A 15,594-nucleotide genomic window follows, 5' to 3' on the forward strand; every position below is an offset into this window, starting at 1 on the left:
TTACATTTGCGCCCTTATGATTATTGCAATCAACACTATACAATTACAAACCAGTACCATCAATTTTGATGTAGATTTTTTGGTAGAACTAATGCTGCACAAGGCGAAGCAAGAGCCAGATAATCAATTTGTGTTTATTGTAAATACCCCTGTTGAAGCGTCTGCATTGCCTACTAATTGCACTACAGAACTGGTACGAAAAGAGCCTGCTTCTACTAACAGTTTACTGTTGTTTAGTACTGTTACACTACCTGCGTTGCTTAAAAAGCTAAAGGCAGATATGGTGTTTCAAGTAGCAGGTTATGGTTGTATTTCTGGCAATGTGCTGCAGGTAGTATTTGTAAATACAACCTTGTCTATTAAGGCTCTGGTGGTAAAGAAATCTTTGCAAAAAGCCAGTAAAATTGTGGTTGGTTCTGAAATATTACAGAACGATTTATCTACTGAAAGTAAAATTCCAAACCCGATAGCTATCGGGTCCAAATTCCAAATTATACAAGGTGCTTCACATGCCATATTTAAACCACTTAATTATATTGAAACCAATGTGGTAAAAGATGGCTATGCAGATGGTAGAGAATATTTTTTAGCGGTAGCTAGTGTTTTTACATTTCATCAATTTATCAATTTGCTAAAAGCCTTTTCTGCCTTTAAAAAATGGCAAAAGAGTAGCATGAAGCTGTTGGTAATAGGCCATATTGCAGATTATAAAAACCAACTGAGCGAGAAAATAGCAACCTATAAGTATAGAGAGGATGTTGAATTGCTAGAAAGTGAGCCGCTAGATGTAGAGGCCAAACTATTTGGTGCAGCTTATGCTGTGTTATCGCTTGTTAATCAGTCACAGTATCATTTGCCCATTTTACAAGCCTTTCAGGCAAATGTGCCAGTTATTTGTTTAGAAAATAACAGTTTTAGCGAAGCCATAAACAACGCAGTGCTTACTGTAGCAAAAGACGATGTAGAGACTATTGCCAATCATATGAAGTTGCTGTATAAAGATGAAAATTTGCGAAGCCAAAAAATAGCCGCAGGCCAAGCATTGTCAGAATTATATACTTACGACAATGCTTATCAGCAATTGCAAAAGGGTGTAGCATCAGCTGTTTTGTAGTGGTATAGGCTTAAAATCTGTTTAAATACATTACTGAGGCATGCTTATTTTTGCCGCTTCAAAAAATAGACACATGAAATCAACTATTACCGTAGAAGTTACCTTAGATAAGGACAAAGTGCCTGAAAGTATTAATTGGACGGCCACAGATAGCAATGCAGATATGATGCAGAAATCTAAAGCCATGATGCTTGCTTTTTGGGATGGTGAAGATAAAAGCGCTATGCGCATAGATCTTTGGACAAAAGAAATGATGGTTGATGAAATGGCTGACTTCTATTTTCAAACATTTATGTCTATGGCCGATACATTTGACCGTGCCACGCATCAACATGAATTGGTAAATGAGATGAAAGCATTTGCCAAAGATTTTAATAAGAAGTTTAGAGAAATACAATTGAAGGAAAACAAGGGATAACTTAATTAGTTTGAAGTTGAACGTTTGGTGTTTTAGTTAATCATTTACATTTTACAATATAAATAATACGATATGAGCTTAGAAACACAAGTAATGGACCTAATGAAAGATGCCATGAAAGCGAAAGATGAAGGCACTTTGCGTGGTTTAAGGGCTATAAAAGCTGAAATTATAAAAGCCAAAACAGAACCAGGCGCAGGTGGTGTCATAACAGCAGATGGGGAATTAAAACTATTACAAAAGTTAGTAAAGCAACGTAAGGATAGTTTAGAAATATACGTGCAGCAAAATCGTGCAGACCTTGCTACAAAAGAAAGCGAAGAGATTGCTGTAATAGAAAAGTTTTTACCACAACAATTAAGCGAAGAGGCTTTAAAAGCTGTAGTAGCTGAAATTATTACAACCGTAAGTGCTAGCTCACCAGCAGATATGGGTAAAGTAATGGGCGTTGCAAGCAAGCAGTTAGCTGGAAAAGCTGAAGGCAAAGCCATTTCAGCAGTGGTAAAAGAATTATTGAGTAAATAGAAACAGTTTGGGGTTTTAAGTTTGGAGTTATTGATGATTCTTCAAACTTCAAACTATTAAACTATAAACTGCTGTTATGCTCATCGATATTTTGTTTTTAATACTAATGCTATCTGCGGCTTATAAAGGGTACACACGTGGCTTTATTGTATCTGTAGTGTCGTTGGTGGCAATTATTGTGGGCTTAGCTGCTGCGGTAAAATTATCAGCTGTTGTGGCCGTTTGGCTAGGCAAAACAGTAAATATTGGTAGCCAGTGGTTACCATTTTTATCGTTTATTCTAGTAATGGTAGCAGTAATATTGGCATTGCGATTAGTGGCCAATATTTTACAAAAAAGCGTAGAACTATTGTTAATGGGTTGGGCCAATAAGCTAGGCGGTATTTTATTTTACGCCATTATGTATACGCTTATTTATAGTCTTATTCTGTTTTATGCTAGCAAGCTTGGTATCATTCAGCAAAGTACTATTGATGCTTCTAAATGTTACGCTTTTGTACAGCCACTAGGTATTAAAGTAATTGAAGGCTTTGGCTATCTTATACCTATATTCAAAAATGTATTCATGCAGCTAGAGTCATTTTTTAGTATAGTTGGCAAAAAGGCGCAAGTATAAACTTGCAATGCGTAATTGTTACTGTAAAACAATAACTTAGCGCTCATGAGTGTTACGATTGTATTAACTGTTTTTCAGAAACAATTTTTTAATGCTCGTTTTTGCGTTTATTTGTAGCCATTGCTAAAATTCTGCTTGCTTTAGAAAATACGACATGAGTTATACTATACAACAACAGGACAAGTTTAAATTTATAGAAGAAGGCGAGGGAGAACCGCTATTGCTACTGCATGGCCTATTTGGTGCATTAAGCAATTTTGCAGATTTAGTTGACAATTTTAAAACACGCTATAAAGTAATTGTGCCATTGTTGCCATTGCTTGAATTGGATATTTTTCATACTACGGTAAGTGGTTTATCTAAGCATGTGCATGCTTTTATAGAAGCTCGTGGCTATACAAGCATAAATTTATTAGGCAATTCATTGGGTGGTCATATTGCACTAGTTCACACATTAAAACATCCTGAAAAAATAAAATCATTAACCCTTACTGGCAGTTCTGGTCTTTTCGAAAACGGCATGGGCGATAGCTATCCAAAACGTGGTGATTATGAGTACATTAAAAAGAAAGCAGAGCTTACTTTTTACAATCCAGCACTGGCAAGCAAAGAATTGGTAGATGAGTTGTTTGAAATTACCACCAATCGTTTAAAAGTAATAAAAATTATAGCGCTAGCTAAAAGTGCTATTCGCAGCAATTTGGGTGAAGAATTAAACCAAATAAAGCAACCAACCTTACTTATTTGGGGAAATAATGATACTATTACACCGCCATTTGTGGGCAAAGAGTTTCATAAATTAATTCCTAATAGCGAGTTGCATTTTATAGATAAATGTGGCCACGCACCTATGATGGAAGTACCAGAAGAGTTTAACGCCATTCTTGACAATTTTTTAAGTAAATTAAAGGTTCCTGCTGCATCAAATTTGTAGTTAGTTTGTCTATCATTGTAAGCAATCTATTATTCATGCTAGCATCACAACTTATTCAGCAAACATTTCCATCGCTACAACTTACCGATAAGGCAGGCTTTGCACTACAGTTGATGGAGGATTATGATGTACAACATTTACCCATTATTACAGAAGATAAATTAATAGGTCTTGTAGCCAAAGATGATTTACTAGATGAAGATGAAGCTACCGTATTGCTAGCCCTAGAAGATAGATTTGTAAAAGCGGCAGTTAAAAAAGAGGAATTTATTTTAACTGCGCTAAAGCTAATGGCCGAGCATGAAATTAGCATTTTACCTGTAGTTACAGAGCAAGATGAATTGGTAGGTTGTATATCTCAAAACATTTTACAACAACACTTAGCGAATTTTTTAGGTACGCAAGAGCCGGGCGGTATTATTGTTTTAGAAGTAGAAAGGCGTAATTTTTCCTTCGGCGAAATCAGCCGATTGGTAGAAACCAACGATGCATACATAACCCAACTTAATAGCTATACCGAAGCCGAAACGGGTTTGGTAATTGTGTCTATTAAAGTAAATAAGGTGGAAATTAGCGATATCTTAGCCACATTTCAGCGCTACGATTATGTGGTAAAATATTATTTTGGCGAAGAGCAATTTGCCAACGAACTGAAAGAAAATTACAACCATTTAATGGCCTATTTAAACTTATAGGAAGAAGGGATAGCGTGTTAAATACTTTAATGTGATGCATTAAAACCAATTACGCTACACTTTCGCTTATTTTTAACCCTTTTTATGCAGTCATTTCTTTTATTTTTGTCATTCTTGTAAACTAACAAGCAGTTATTTAAAACCTCACAATGAAAAAATTATTACTATTTGTAGTGTCTGTTGCTACATTCTCATGTTCGCAAGCACAGATAGCTTTGTTTAAAAAGAAAAATAAAACGGCTGATGTTAAAACCGATTCTACACAAGCGGCTCAGGCCAATGTTCCAAAACAAAATGTAGAAGTAATTACAACACCCAAAGTAAAAAAAGATTGGAGTAAAGTGATACTTACCAATAGAGCCACTGACCATTTTATGATTCAATATGGTAGTGATGCTTGGACGGGCAAACCAGATAGTGTACGTACCAAAGGTTTTAGCCGCCATTTTAATATTTACGTAATGCTAGATAAGCCTTTTAAAACAGATCCTCGTTTTAGCGTTGCTTACGGTTTAGGCCTTGGCACTAGCAATATGTTTTTTGATAATGTAAAAGTTAATCTTAATGCTACTGGTAGCACATTGCCTTTTAGCGATGTATCTAATACCAATCATTACAAAAAATTCAAATTAACTACTATTTACGCCGAAATTCCTGTTGAATTAAGGTTTTATAGCGACCCTGAAAATCCTGGCAAAAGCTGGAAATTTGCTTTAGGTGCTAAAGTAGGTACACTATTAAAAGCCTATACAAAAGGTAAAGATTTACAAACTGCCAATGGTGCAAGCATTTATGGCCCTACTGCTGTGGTTAAAGAAAGCAATAAGCGTTACATTAACGGTACACGTTTAGCGGCTACAGCTCGTGTAGGTTATGGTGTATTCTCTCTTCATGGCGATTATAATGTACTTGGTGTAGTGAAGGATGGTTTTGGTCCAGCAATGAATTTATATTCTATCGGCCTAAGTATCAGCGGTTTATAATTTTAATATGCATAAATATTTTAAACCCCCGATAACATTTGTTATCGGGGGTTTTTTATGAGAATATTTTTTTTAAAATATCCTACTAGTTTTATAGGATAATACTATATTTGTAGTCTTAAAATTATAATTATGAGTTTACGTCTTGGTGATATAGCACCTAATTTTCAAGCTAAGACATCTCTTGGCGAAATCGATTTTTACGAATTTCTTGGCGATAGCTGGGGTATTTTATTTTCACACCCTGCCGATTACACACCAGTATGTACTACCGAGTTAGGTAAAACAGCTGCTTTAAAAGGCGAGTTTGACAAACGTGGTGTAAAAGTTTTAGCACTAAGTGTAGATGGTGTAGAAAGCCACAAAGGCTGGATTGGAGATATCAACGAAACACAAAATGTATCTGTTGAGTTTCCAATTATTGCAGATGATGATAGAAAAGTAGCTTTATTGTACGATTTTATTCACCCAAATGCATCTGCTACTGCTACCGTACGTTCACTAGTAATTATCGCTCCCGATAAAACTGTAAAATTAATTATCACTTACCCTGCTTCTACCGGTAGAAACTTTGTAGAAGTATTGCGTGTGGTAGATAGCTTACAACTAACCGCTAACTACAGCGTGGCAACACCAGCTAACTGGGTAGAAGGCGAAGATGTAATAGTAGTGCCAACTATTAAAACAGAAGATGCAATTGCTAAGTTTCCTAAAGGTGTAAAAGTAATTAAACCATACTTGCGTTACACACCTCAGCCAAATAAAGACTAGGTGTCTTATCATCCATTTATATTTGTTTTTAGCCAAGCTTTTTGTAGAAGCTTGGCTTTTTTTTGCGCAGCAAAAAACCTTGCTTGGCTTGAGTTAGGGGAAATTTATTTGCCAAAATAGTAGATAAATAGACTCTTTAAGGGTTAGACTTATTTTTTAGTGCAAATTTTTTATTGATAATCAATCAGTTGTGAGGGTACTATAAAAAATACTTGTACAAAAGCTTGTTTTATTCACATAATACTAACTACTTTCGCCGTCCAAATTCAAAAAAGCCCAATGGGATAGCATTGGCAACTTAAAAATTTTACAATGAGTAAATTACATTTTACAACCAAACACGCCAACTCGGCTACCGTTACACACAACTGGCATGTTGTGGATGGTACTAATCAAACCGTAGGACGTATGAGTGCAAGAATTGCAGCCGTTCTTCGAGGAAAAAACAAAACTTACTATACACCTCACGTTGATTGTGGTGATTATGTAATCATTATCAATGCTGATAAAGTTGTTTTTACAGGTAACAAGTTTCACGACAAAACCTACATCAATTTCTCTGGCTACCCAGGTGGTAAAAAAGAAGAAGCTGCTGAAGATTTAATCAAACGTCGCCCAGAAGTTATTTTAGAAAGAGCTATCAAAGGCATGCTTCCTAAAAACCGCTTAGGTCGCAAAATGATTAAAAAATTATTTGTGTATGCTGGTGAAAAACATTTTCATACTGCACAACAACCAAAAGAATTAAAATTCTAATTCTTAAACATCAATTACAAATTCCAAATTAATATATAAATGGAAAAGCAAAAAAATGCTGTTGGTCGTCGTAAAGAAGCCGTAACGCGTGTTTTCATTAGCAAGGGCGAAGGTAAAATTACTGTAAACGACAAAGATTATAAAAACTACTTCCCACTGGTTTATTTACAAAACCAAGTAGAAGCTCCATTAAAAACTGCTGATGCTGTTGGCAAATTTGATATTGTTATCAATGCACAAGGCGGTGGTTTAAAAGGTCAAGCAGAAGCTGCTAAATTAGGTATCGCTCGTGCTTTGCTAGAAGTAAATGCTGAGTTCAGACCAGTATTAAAAGCAGCAGGTCAATTAAAACGTGATCCTCGTAGTGTTGAACGTAAGAAATTTGGTCACAAAAAAGCGAGAAGAAGCTACCAGTTCAGCAAACGTTAATCTGTTTTATTTCAAACTTTTTATTTCAAATTTCAAATTATTACAATGGAAGCCAATACTTCATTACAACAACAACTACTTGAGGCCGGTGTACACTTTGGTCACTTGAAGAAGAAGTGGAACCCTAAAATGTTGCCTTACATCTTTGCTGAAAAGAAAGGTATTCACATTATAGACCTTAATAAAACTGTAGATCATCTACAAGAAACTGCTGCAGCAATGAAACAAATTGCAAAAAGCGGTAAAAAAATCATGTTTGTAGCCACTAAAAAACAAGCGAAAGAAATTGTTACTGAGTGTGCACAACGTGTAAACATGCCTTATGCTACTGAGCGTTGGTTAGGTGGTATGCTTACCAACTTTAACACTGTACGTAAGAGTGTTAAAAAAATGCAGAGCATAGATAAAATGTTAAACGATGGTAGCGCAGAAAGCCTTACTAAAAAAGAGCGTTTAACACTTAGCCGTGATAAAGACAAAATGGAAAAAGTATTAGGTGGTATCGCTCAAATGGGTCGTTTACCAACAGCTTTATTCTTAGTTGATATCAGCGTTGAGCACATCGCTTTAGCTGAAGCTAAACGTTTAGGCATTACCACTTTTGGTATGGTAGATACAAACTCTGACCCTAATAAGGTAGATTTTGCTATCCCTGCAAATGATGATGCCACTAAATCTATTGCTATCATTACTAACTATATCACTGCTGCAATTGCTGAAGGTTTGGCTGAACGTCAAGCTAACAAAGATGAAGATGATAATGTAGATGATAGCAACAGCGAAAACGAAGCTAAAGCTAGCCGCTTAGAAAAAGAGGCACAAGCTGAAGGTGGTCGTGGTCGTAGAGGCGCAGGCCGTGGTACTGATGCTCCAGCAGCAGGTGGTCCAGGTGGCGCTCCAAAACGTCGTGTTCCAGCAAACAATAACCGTCGCCCTGCAGGTGGTGGTGCTAGATAATATGTAGCTAACCCTAAAGGGGAAGACCTATCAATTAACTATTTGATAATAATCACAATGGCTGCTGAGTTAAAACTTTGCAGCCATTGTAAATAATAAAATCGCCCAATTTGGGCAGGAGGATAAATTTATGAGCACAGTAGCTATTACAGCCGCCGACATTAATAAATTGCGTCAAGCAACAGGTGCCGGTATGATGGATTGTCGTAAGGCATTAACAGAAACCAATGGCGATTTTGAAGGCGCTATTGATTGGTTACGTAAACAAGGCCAAAAAGTTGCTGCTAAACGTAGCGATCGTGAAGCAAAAGAAGGTGTAGTAATTGCACAAACTAATGCTGCTAAAACTGTAGGTTTTGCTGTTACTATCAGTTCTGAAACTGATTTCGTATCTAAAAATGCTGATTTTATAGCCTTTGCACAAAGCATTGCTGATGCAGCAGTAGCTAACGATGTTAAAAGCGCAGAAGAATTAAATGAAGTATCTGTAAATGGTGCTAAAGTATCAGAATTAATCAATGATAAATTAGCATCTATAGGTGAAAAAATTGGTATTGCACGTTTCGAAAGAGTAGAAGCCCCTTACGTAGCTTCTTATATTCACGGTGCTAACCGTATGGGTGTATTGGTAGCCTTAAATAAAGAGTCTGCTGAAGCTGGTAAAGACGTAGCTATGCAAATTGCAGCGTTAAACCCTATTGCAGTAGATGCTGCAAGCGTACCAGCAGAGGCTATTGAAAGAGAAAGAGCCATTGTTGTAGATACAATGAAAGCTGATCCGAAAATGGCTGGTAAACCAGACGAAATGATTGCAAAAATTGCTGAGGGTAAATTAAATGCTTTCTTTAAAGAGCAAACATTATTAGCGCAAGCATTTGTAAAAGATGGTAGCAAATCTGTAGAAGATTACTTAAAATCTGTAGACAAAGACTTGAAAGTAGCTTCTTTTGTAAGAGTAGCTTTAGGTTAATTACAATCTTAACTAGTTATAAAAACAGGCCGTCAATTAATTTTGATGGCCTGTTTTGTTTTGTATTGAAGTATTATAGTATTACAAGAGCGTTCATATTTACTGGTAGACAAGCCTTAGGTTAGTAGTAAACATATTAAGCGTGGACGAAATAGGGTAAATGCGCTTCTATTATAGGGGCTAAATGTTTCAATTTTTTTAACGCAGTTTATAGCACGGCACTAGCGGTTATCTTCACTTCTCATCAAAAATTACCGTATGAAAAAAATAGTGTTAATGCTTGTGTGCCTTGTAGGCCTTACACAAGTAAGCTTTGCCCAAAGCAAAGATGAAATATCAGCCCAAAGAGCTAATAGTATTGAGCAAGCAGTAACAGGAGCTAAGACGGCAGGTTTAGAAGAAAAACAGATAAAAAAGGTAAAGGAAGTATTAGAAAATTTGTTCAAAAAGCAGGATGAAATACGGAGCGACTCTACCTTAACGGCTGAAACAAGAGCTAAAAAATTAAAAGACGCCAACGCTGATAAAGATTGGAGATTGCAATATATAATGGGCGATAAGTGGAAAGAATATGTAGAAGCTCGCAAGAAAATGGCTGCAGATGCTGCTGCTAAAAAACCATAAACCATTTACTCTTTATAAAAACAGGCCGTCAAAAACTATTTTGACGGCTTGTTTTGTTTTAGAGACATTATTGCATATTCCAAATTAAGCTATAAAACTGCGCCAATGCATCCAATCTGCTTCCTCAGTGACCTTTCATTGCCTAGCTGCAAAATATTTTCTATCATTGCTGTAACTTTATTTCTGTAGTATCGTATCACAAAGTACATAAGCAACATTTTTCATCACCTACTGCTGTTATGACTGAGAAAGACTATAATCAATGTGTTAATTTGTACGCAGATAATGTGTTTCGCTTCATCGTAAAAAACTTACGCCATGAAGAGGATGCAAGAGACGTGGTGCAAACTGCCTTTGAAAAGTTATGGCGCAACAGAGAATCGGTAGAAAATGATAAATGTAAAAGCTATTTGTTTACCGTGGCTTACAACCAAATGATAGACCATATACGCAAAAACAAGCGTGTAAGTCTACAAGAAGAATTTGCCGAAGAAACAAAAGTTGGGGTACAAAGCACTAGTAGCCATACCAAGCAAGTATTAATGGCAGCGCTAGATAGGCTTAACGAAACACAAAAAAGCTTGGTAATGCTTAAAGACTATGAAGGTTACAGCTACGAAGAAATAAGCAAAATAATGGACTTAACAGAAAGCCAAGTAAAAGTGTATTTACACAGAGCTAGGCTAGCGTTAAGAAACTATTTGGTAAGTAGAGAGAATGTAATGTAGCTTTAATGTGATGAAGTGATAATTAGCTGATTTGCTAATTAATAGAGTAGCTGTAGAATTGGCGTAATTAGTCAAATTGAATTGGTGATAAAATATTCGTGTAATTCGTGAAATAGATTTTAAAATTCGTGTAACTAAAAATGATAAACAAAGATAATTACGAAGAGTTTTTTTTGATGTATGTAGATGGTGAACTATCTACTACTGATAAAGAAATGGTTGAAGCATTTGTGCAACTTCACCCTGACTTACAGGAAGAACTTGCCATGCTACAACAAACCGTATTATTACCTGAAAACGATATTATTTTTTTCGATAAAAACCTATTATTTAAACATACAGAAAGCAATAATAAAGCTACCATTTACGAAGAAAAACTATTGCTGTATATAGATAATGAACTTGCTACACAAGATAGAGTAGCACTAGAAACAGCACTGTTAAGCAATGCAACATTACAAAAAGACCTTGCACTTTTACAGCAAACCAAGCTACCTCTAGAAAATATTACTTGCCCTAATAAAGAGGCTTTGTATAAAGAAGAGAAAAAGCGTAGGGTTGTCTATATGCGTTGGCAATACATGGCTGCTGCAGCTATTGTAATTGGTTTAGTGGCAACAGTTTATTTTGTTGTGCCTAACGGCAAAACTACCGATGCCACAATTGCTAGTGTAGACGGTACAAAAAAACAAACTGCGCCAGTATCACAGCCTAGCACTACAGCTACCACACCTGCTGAAACACCAGTAACGGTAGCGCCTAAAAATGATATCGCTACTACAACTTTGGCAAGTAATAGTACTAGTAAAGGCGCTAAAAAACTACCTGTAACACAAGCCGTTGTTACCACACAGCAGCCTGTGGTAGCAAGCAATACACCAAAACCTTTTAAAGAAGGTGCACAAGAGTTTTTAGCTAGCCCATCAAAAAATATTGAAAATAATATGGCAGGCGCTGTAACAAATCCAGCTACCAATCGTAACAATAATAGCACTGCAAAAAATGACCCAATAGATGCATCATCACCATCACTACCAGTGGTAACCAATGCTTTAAATACTACTAACATTGCTGCGCAGCAGGTAGTATATAAAGAGCTAGATACCAATAGCGATGATAAAAGTTTGCTTGTCGGCTCAATAGAAATCAATAAAGATAAATTGCGTGGCTTCTTACGCAAAGCATCTAAACTATTTGGCAACAAACAAAAGAACGATGATGACACTAAATCATCTTTGGCAACCAATAAATAATCTTTAAAAATAGACTTACAGATGAAACATTTACACGCACTAGCAGCCATGCTATTGGCTAGCACTATAACTTTTGCCCAAGTAGATACTACAAAAAAAGATGCAACAGTAGACACCATCAAAGTGGGCAACTTTGTAATCATTAAAAAAGACAAAACCAGCGCACAAGACAGCGCTTACAACTCTGGCAGAAATGGAAGCAAAGGCAAAAGCAGCATTACCATAAACATTGGTGGTAATAATAACAACAGCAGCAATAGAAAGAAGTCAAACATCAGCACCAATTGGTGGATTTTCGACCTTGGTTTTGCTAACTATCGTGACCAAACCAACTATCCACTAGCACAAGCAGGTGGCTATTTAAGGCAAGTAGGTAGCAGTGCCAAAGTTGATGCTAACACCAATAACCTAAACACAGGCAAGTCTAGCAACTTCAACATTTGGTTTTTTATGCAAAAGCTAAATATCGCTCAGCACAAGCTAAATCTTAAGTACGGTCTTGGTTTCGAAATGTACAATTTCCGTTACGACCGCAGCCTTAGCTACCGCAACGATCCAGTGCCTTATGCATTTACAGATACCATTGGCTTTACCAAAAACAAACTATTTGTAAAGTACTTAACCGTACCATTAATGGTAAACTTTAATGCAACACCAGATAAGAAAAAAGGATTTAGCATGAGTGCAGGTATTAGTGCTGGTTATTTAATTGCTAGCCGCAACAAACAAATAAGTGCAGAACGTGGTAAAGTAAAAACCAAAGGCGACTTTAATTTAAATCCTTGGCGTTTTGCAGCAGTAGGCGAAATTGGCTTAGGCCCAGTACGTTTGTTTGGCTCTTACAGCTTTAACGCACTACATAAAGATGCTACACAAATGGAGCAATATCCATATTCGGTAGGTGTGAGATTTAGTAATTGGTAATACTTTTTGCTTCCCTATATAAAGCCAGTTGGCCAGCAAACAGATGTTTGCTGGCCAATTTTTTTATGGCGTTCCCGCTTGGGCGGGCCGGGCTGTTCGTTGCAAGTCCTCGCTACGCTGCGGGCTTTCCACTGCCATCCCTTACGCATTGTGCATCAGTATAAGAAACCACAATCCTTAAAATATCTTTAAATCTAAAAATTTAACAGGCTGCAAATAATCTTTTACCGAAATTCACGTTATTAATTACAAATTAATCCCCCGAATGAAGTCTCTGCGCAATTTTGCCTTATTGCTAGTTATTTTGGCAGCCACCACCTCATTTAAGCATTTTGGTGCTGCAGGTAAAGATGATTTTTATGTAATTGTAGATAAAAGCGATTACGAACTTAAAGTGTACGATGCAGCTAATAATTGGCTAGTTACATATCCTGTGGTATTTGGCAGTAAAGATTTAGGCGATAAAATGGTAGAAGGCGATAGAAAAACACCAGAAGGTACTTTTCATATTGTAGCAAAGCGCCCACATGCTAAGTGGGAAAGATTCTTATCTATCGATTATCCAAACGTAGAAAGCTATCAAAAATTCAACGAACGAAAAGCCCAAGGCATTATTCCTGCCAATGCTAAAATAGGCGGCTCAATAGGTATTCATGGTACATGGCCACACGAAGAGTTTGCGGTAGACCTATATCAAAATTGGACTATGGGCTGTGTAAGCACCAAAAACGAGTATATCGATAAGTTATTTAACGTACTGCCTGTAGGTACTAGAGTAACTATTCAGCGCTAGTGGTATACTGTAATCTTTCAGACCAATTCAGTCTTTCTGGCAATTCAATTCTACTAAATTCTATATGAATGACACGCCTTTGTGCCTGGTTGGTAGTTTTGTTAGATGCGTGCAATAGCAACGGTTTCATAAACATAATGCCACCCTTTTTTACAGGGCATATTGCTTCTGTTTCTTCATCCCAATTAATAGTTTCAGGTCTATAAATACCTTTTAAGTGCGATTGTGGAATCACTTTTAATGCACCATTATTAGCATCAGTATCATCTAAATGAATGCGAATGGTAAAATTATCTTCTAAAATAGTTAGTGGTGGTTGTACAGCAAATTGATTTTGTTTAATCGTCCAAGGACCAAAACCTGGTACTTGTTGTTTATTATCTACCGAAATCGTTAAATCTTGGTGGTAAGCTACAAACCAGTTTGAAGCCGAAGGCTTATCAAAATAAATAGACTTTACTACAAAATAATCATTACCAAAAACTTCACTGATAATAGTTGTAAGTGTGGGCGTGAATATTAATGGTACAGCTTTGGGTACTTCTTTTAAAAACTGCCTTATAGCAAACAAATCAGCTGTTTTTCTAAAAGTAGCTTTGGTGCTATCTATTTGCGCAAGCACCAGTAATAAGCTATCAATTTCCTCATTACTAAATACAGCTTCTACAGTAGCAAAGCCTTCATTGGCAATGGTTGTGGCAATATCTTGATAGTTATGCATCTTACTTATAGCTTATCCAATTCTAGTAATATCTGCACCCAAGTTTTTCAGTCTTGTATCTATATATTGGTAGCCTCTATCTATTTGTTCAATATTCTGAATAGTACTTTTACCCTCGGCACTTAAAGCTGCAATTAACAATGCTTGACCAGCTCTAATATCAGGGCTACTCATAGTAATGCCACGCAATGGATGTCTTCTACCTAGACCAATAACTGTAGCACGGTGAGGGTCGCAAAGGATTATTTGTGCACCCATATCAATTAATTTGTCTACAAAAAACAAGCGACTCTCAAACATTTTTTGGTGAATTAGCACACTACCTACGGCTTGTGTAGCCACTACTAGCATAATGCTTATAAGGTCTGGTGTAAAACCTGGCCAAGGGTGATCGTAAATGGTTAAAATACCACCATCTAAAAACGTGGCTACTTCATATTTATCTTGTTCTGGCACTACAATGTCATCACCTTCTATCGAAAATTTAATACCCATTTGGGCAAACTTATCTGGTATTACACCCAAGTGTTCTACACCTGCATTTTTTATGGTGATATTGCTTTGCGTCATGGCTGCAAGGCCTATAAAACTGCCTACTTCAATCATGTCTGGTAGCATAGTGTGTTCTGTACCTCTAAGCGTTTCTACGCCTTCTATCACTAGCATATTACTACCAATGCCAGTAATTTTTGCCCCCATTCTATTCAGCATTTTACATAGCTGTTGTAGGTATGGTTCGCAAGCTGCATTATAAATAGTAGTGATACCTTCGGCCAAAACAGCAGCCATTACAATATTGGCCGTACCTGTTACAGAAGGCTCGTCTAACAACATATATGCACCATGTAGCTTTGGCGCAGTTAGTTTAAAAAAATGTAGTTGCTCATCGTATTCAAACTTTGCGCCCAGCTTTTCAAAACCAATAATGTGTGTGTCTAAGCGTCTTCTACCAATTTTGTCGCCACCAGGTTTAGGTATGTATGCTTTCTTAAAACGAGCAAGCATTGGGCCAGCAAGCATTACAGAGCCACGTAGTTTGCCCCCCTTTTTTCTAAACTCTTCTGAAGCTAAATAATCTACATCAATAGCATCGGCTTTAAAGGTGCAAGTGTGGCGGTTTATTCTATCCACTTTTACACCCATGTCTTGCAAAAGCTCTATCAATAAGTTTACGTCTACAATGTCTGGTATGTTGTGTATGGTAATGGTTTCTGAGCTTAATACTACAGCACTCAATATCTGTAAAGCCTCGTTTTTTGCACCTTGCGGTGTAATCTCGCCTTGTAGTTTGTTGCCGCCAATTACTTTAAATGATGCCATGATAAATGGTTAAAAAAGTTGAGCGGTAAATGTAAGAACTTGGTGCGATGTTCTCGAATATGT

At 36.7% G+C, this 15,594-nt stretch carries 19 protein-coding genes; 17 read left to right on the top strand and 2 right to left on the bottom strand.

Annotated elements, in window-relative coordinates:
• Positions 1 to 16 precede the first annotated feature (16 nt).
• The 17 genes from ACT9TX_RS07900 (at position 17) to ACT9TX_RS07980 (ending at position 13,490) form a co-directional block, all read left to right on the top strand.
• A complete protein-coding gene (locus ACT9TX_RS07900) occupies positions 17 to 1,114 on the top strand; it encodes a glycosyltransferase (protein WP_481337730.1) in 1,098 nt (365 codons plus the stop codon).
• A 73-nt stretch (positions 1,115 to 1,187) separates the two neighbouring features.
• Positions 1,188 to 1,532, top strand: coding sequence for a gliding motility protein GldC (gldC, locus tag ACT9TX_RS07905; RefSeq protein ID WP_481337731.1), 345 nt, complete (start codon positions 1,188 to 1,190; stop codon positions 1,530 to 1,532).
• 72 nt (positions 1,533 to 1,604) lie between these two features.
• Complete coding sequence (locus ACT9TX_RS07910; protein WP_481337732.1) at positions 1,605 to 2,057, top strand: GatB/YqeY domain-containing protein; 453 nt, start codon at positions 1,605 to 1,607, stop codon at positions 2,055 to 2,057.
• 76 nt (positions 2,058 to 2,133) lie between these two features.
• Positions 2,134 to 2,673 carry a CvpA family protein gene (locus ACT9TX_RS07915; RefSeq protein ID WP_481337733.1) on the top strand — a complete coding sequence of 180 codons (540 nt, stop codon included), beginning with the start codon at positions 2,134 to 2,136 and terminating at the stop codon, positions 2,671 to 2,673.
• 154 nt (positions 2,674 to 2,827) lie between these two features.
• Complete coding sequence (locus ACT9TX_RS07920) at positions 2,828 to 3,607, top strand: alpha/beta fold hydrolase (protein WP_481337734.1); 780 nt, start codon at positions 2,828 to 2,830, stop codon at positions 3,605 to 3,607.
• 35 nt (positions 3,608 to 3,642) lie between these two features.
• Entirely contained in the window at positions 3,643 to 4,302 is a 660-nt protein-coding gene (locus ACT9TX_RS07925; protein ID WP_481337735.1) for a CBS domain-containing protein, read from the top strand.
• A gap of 149 nt (positions 4,303 to 4,451) precedes the next feature.
• Positions 4,452 to 5,285 (top strand): outer membrane beta-barrel protein, encoded by an 834-nt coding sequence (locus ACT9TX_RS07930; RefSeq protein ID WP_481337736.1) that lies wholly within the window; start codon positions 4,452 to 4,454, stop codon positions 5,283 to 5,285.
• A 132-nt stretch (positions 5,286 to 5,417) separates the two neighbouring features.
• Complete coding sequence (locus tag ACT9TX_RS07935) at positions 5,418 to 6,056, top strand: peroxiredoxin (RefSeq protein WP_481337737.1); 639 nt, start codon at positions 5,418 to 5,420, stop codon at positions 6,054 to 6,056.
• A gap of 312 nt (positions 6,057 to 6,368) precedes the next feature.
• Positions 6,369 to 6,812 (top strand): 50S ribosomal protein L13, encoded by a 444-nt coding sequence (gene rplM / locus ACT9TX_RS07940; protein ID WP_481337738.1) that lies wholly within the window; start codon positions 6,369 to 6,371, stop codon positions 6,810 to 6,812.
• A 39-nt stretch (positions 6,813 to 6,851) separates the two neighbouring features.
• Entirely contained in the window at positions 6,852 to 7,241 is a 390-nt protein-coding gene (gene rpsI, locus ACT9TX_RS07945; protein ID WP_481337739.1) for a 30S ribosomal protein S9, read from the top strand.
• A 45-nt stretch (positions 7,242 to 7,286) separates the two neighbouring features.
• The gene (gene rpsB, locus ACT9TX_RS07950; protein WP_481337740.1) at positions 7,287 to 8,198 is read left to right on the top strand and encodes a 30S ribosomal protein S2; all 912 of its coding nucleotides are present in this window, start codon (positions 7,287 to 7,289) and stop codon (positions 8,196 to 8,198) included.
• A 130-nt stretch (positions 8,199 to 8,328) separates the two neighbouring features.
• Positions 8,329 to 9,168 carry a translation elongation factor Ts gene (gene tsf / locus ACT9TX_RS07955; RefSeq protein WP_481337741.1) on the top strand — a complete coding sequence of 280 codons (840 nt, stop codon included), beginning with the start codon at positions 8,329 to 8,331 and terminating at the stop codon, positions 9,166 to 9,168.
• 258 nt (positions 9,169 to 9,426) lie between these two features.
• On the top strand, positions 9,427 to 9,792 hold the full coding sequence (locus tag ACT9TX_RS07960) for a hypothetical protein (RefSeq protein WP_481337742.1): 366 nt from the start codon (positions 9,427 to 9,429) through the stop codon (positions 9,790 to 9,792).
• A 239-nt stretch (positions 9,793 to 10,031) separates the two neighbouring features.
• A complete protein-coding gene (locus ACT9TX_RS07965) occupies positions 10,032 to 10,520 on the top strand; it encodes an RNA polymerase sigma factor (protein ID WP_481337743.1) in 489 nt (162 codons plus the stop codon).
• A gap of 140 nt (positions 10,521 to 10,660) precedes the next feature.
• A complete protein-coding gene (locus ACT9TX_RS07970; RefSeq protein ID WP_481337744.1) occupies positions 10,661 to 11,773 on the top strand; it encodes an anti-sigma factor family protein in 1,113 nt (370 codons plus the stop codon).
• A gap of 21 nt (positions 11,774 to 11,794) precedes the next feature.
• Entirely contained in the window at positions 11,795 to 12,697 is a 903-nt protein-coding gene (locus tag ACT9TX_RS07975; protein ID WP_481337745.1) for an outer membrane beta-barrel protein, read from the top strand.
• Positions 12,698 to 12,962: 265 nt separating this feature from the next.
• Positions 12,963 to 13,490: a L,D-transpeptidase family protein gene (locus ACT9TX_RS07980; protein WP_481337746.1), complete on the top strand. Its 528-nt coding sequence runs from the start codon at positions 12,963 to 12,965 to the stop codon at positions 13,488 to 13,490.
• Here ACT9TX_RS07980 and ACT9TX_RS07985 read toward each other — a convergent pair.
• Together ACT9TX_RS07985 and murA are read right to left on the bottom strand one after the other, a co-directional pair.
• The gene (locus ACT9TX_RS07985) at positions 13,477 to 14,211 is read right to left on the bottom strand and encodes a phytanoyl-CoA dioxygenase family protein (protein WP_481337747.1); all 735 of its coding nucleotides are present in this window, start codon (positions 14,209 to 14,211) and stop codon (positions 13,477 to 13,479) included. The genes ACT9TX_RS07980 and ACT9TX_RS07985 overlap by 14 nt on opposite strands.
• 12 nt (positions 14,212 to 14,223) lie before the next feature.
• Positions 14,224 to 15,531, bottom strand: coding sequence for a UDP-N-acetylglucosamine 1-carboxyvinyltransferase (murA, locus tag ACT9TX_RS07990; RefSeq protein WP_481337748.1), 1,308 nt, complete (start codon positions 15,529 to 15,531; stop codon positions 14,224 to 14,226).
• Positions 15,532 to 15,594: the final 63 nt, after the last annotated feature.

The sequence above is a fragment of the Parasediminibacterium sp. HNIBRBA5674 genome, from assembly GCF_056745525.1.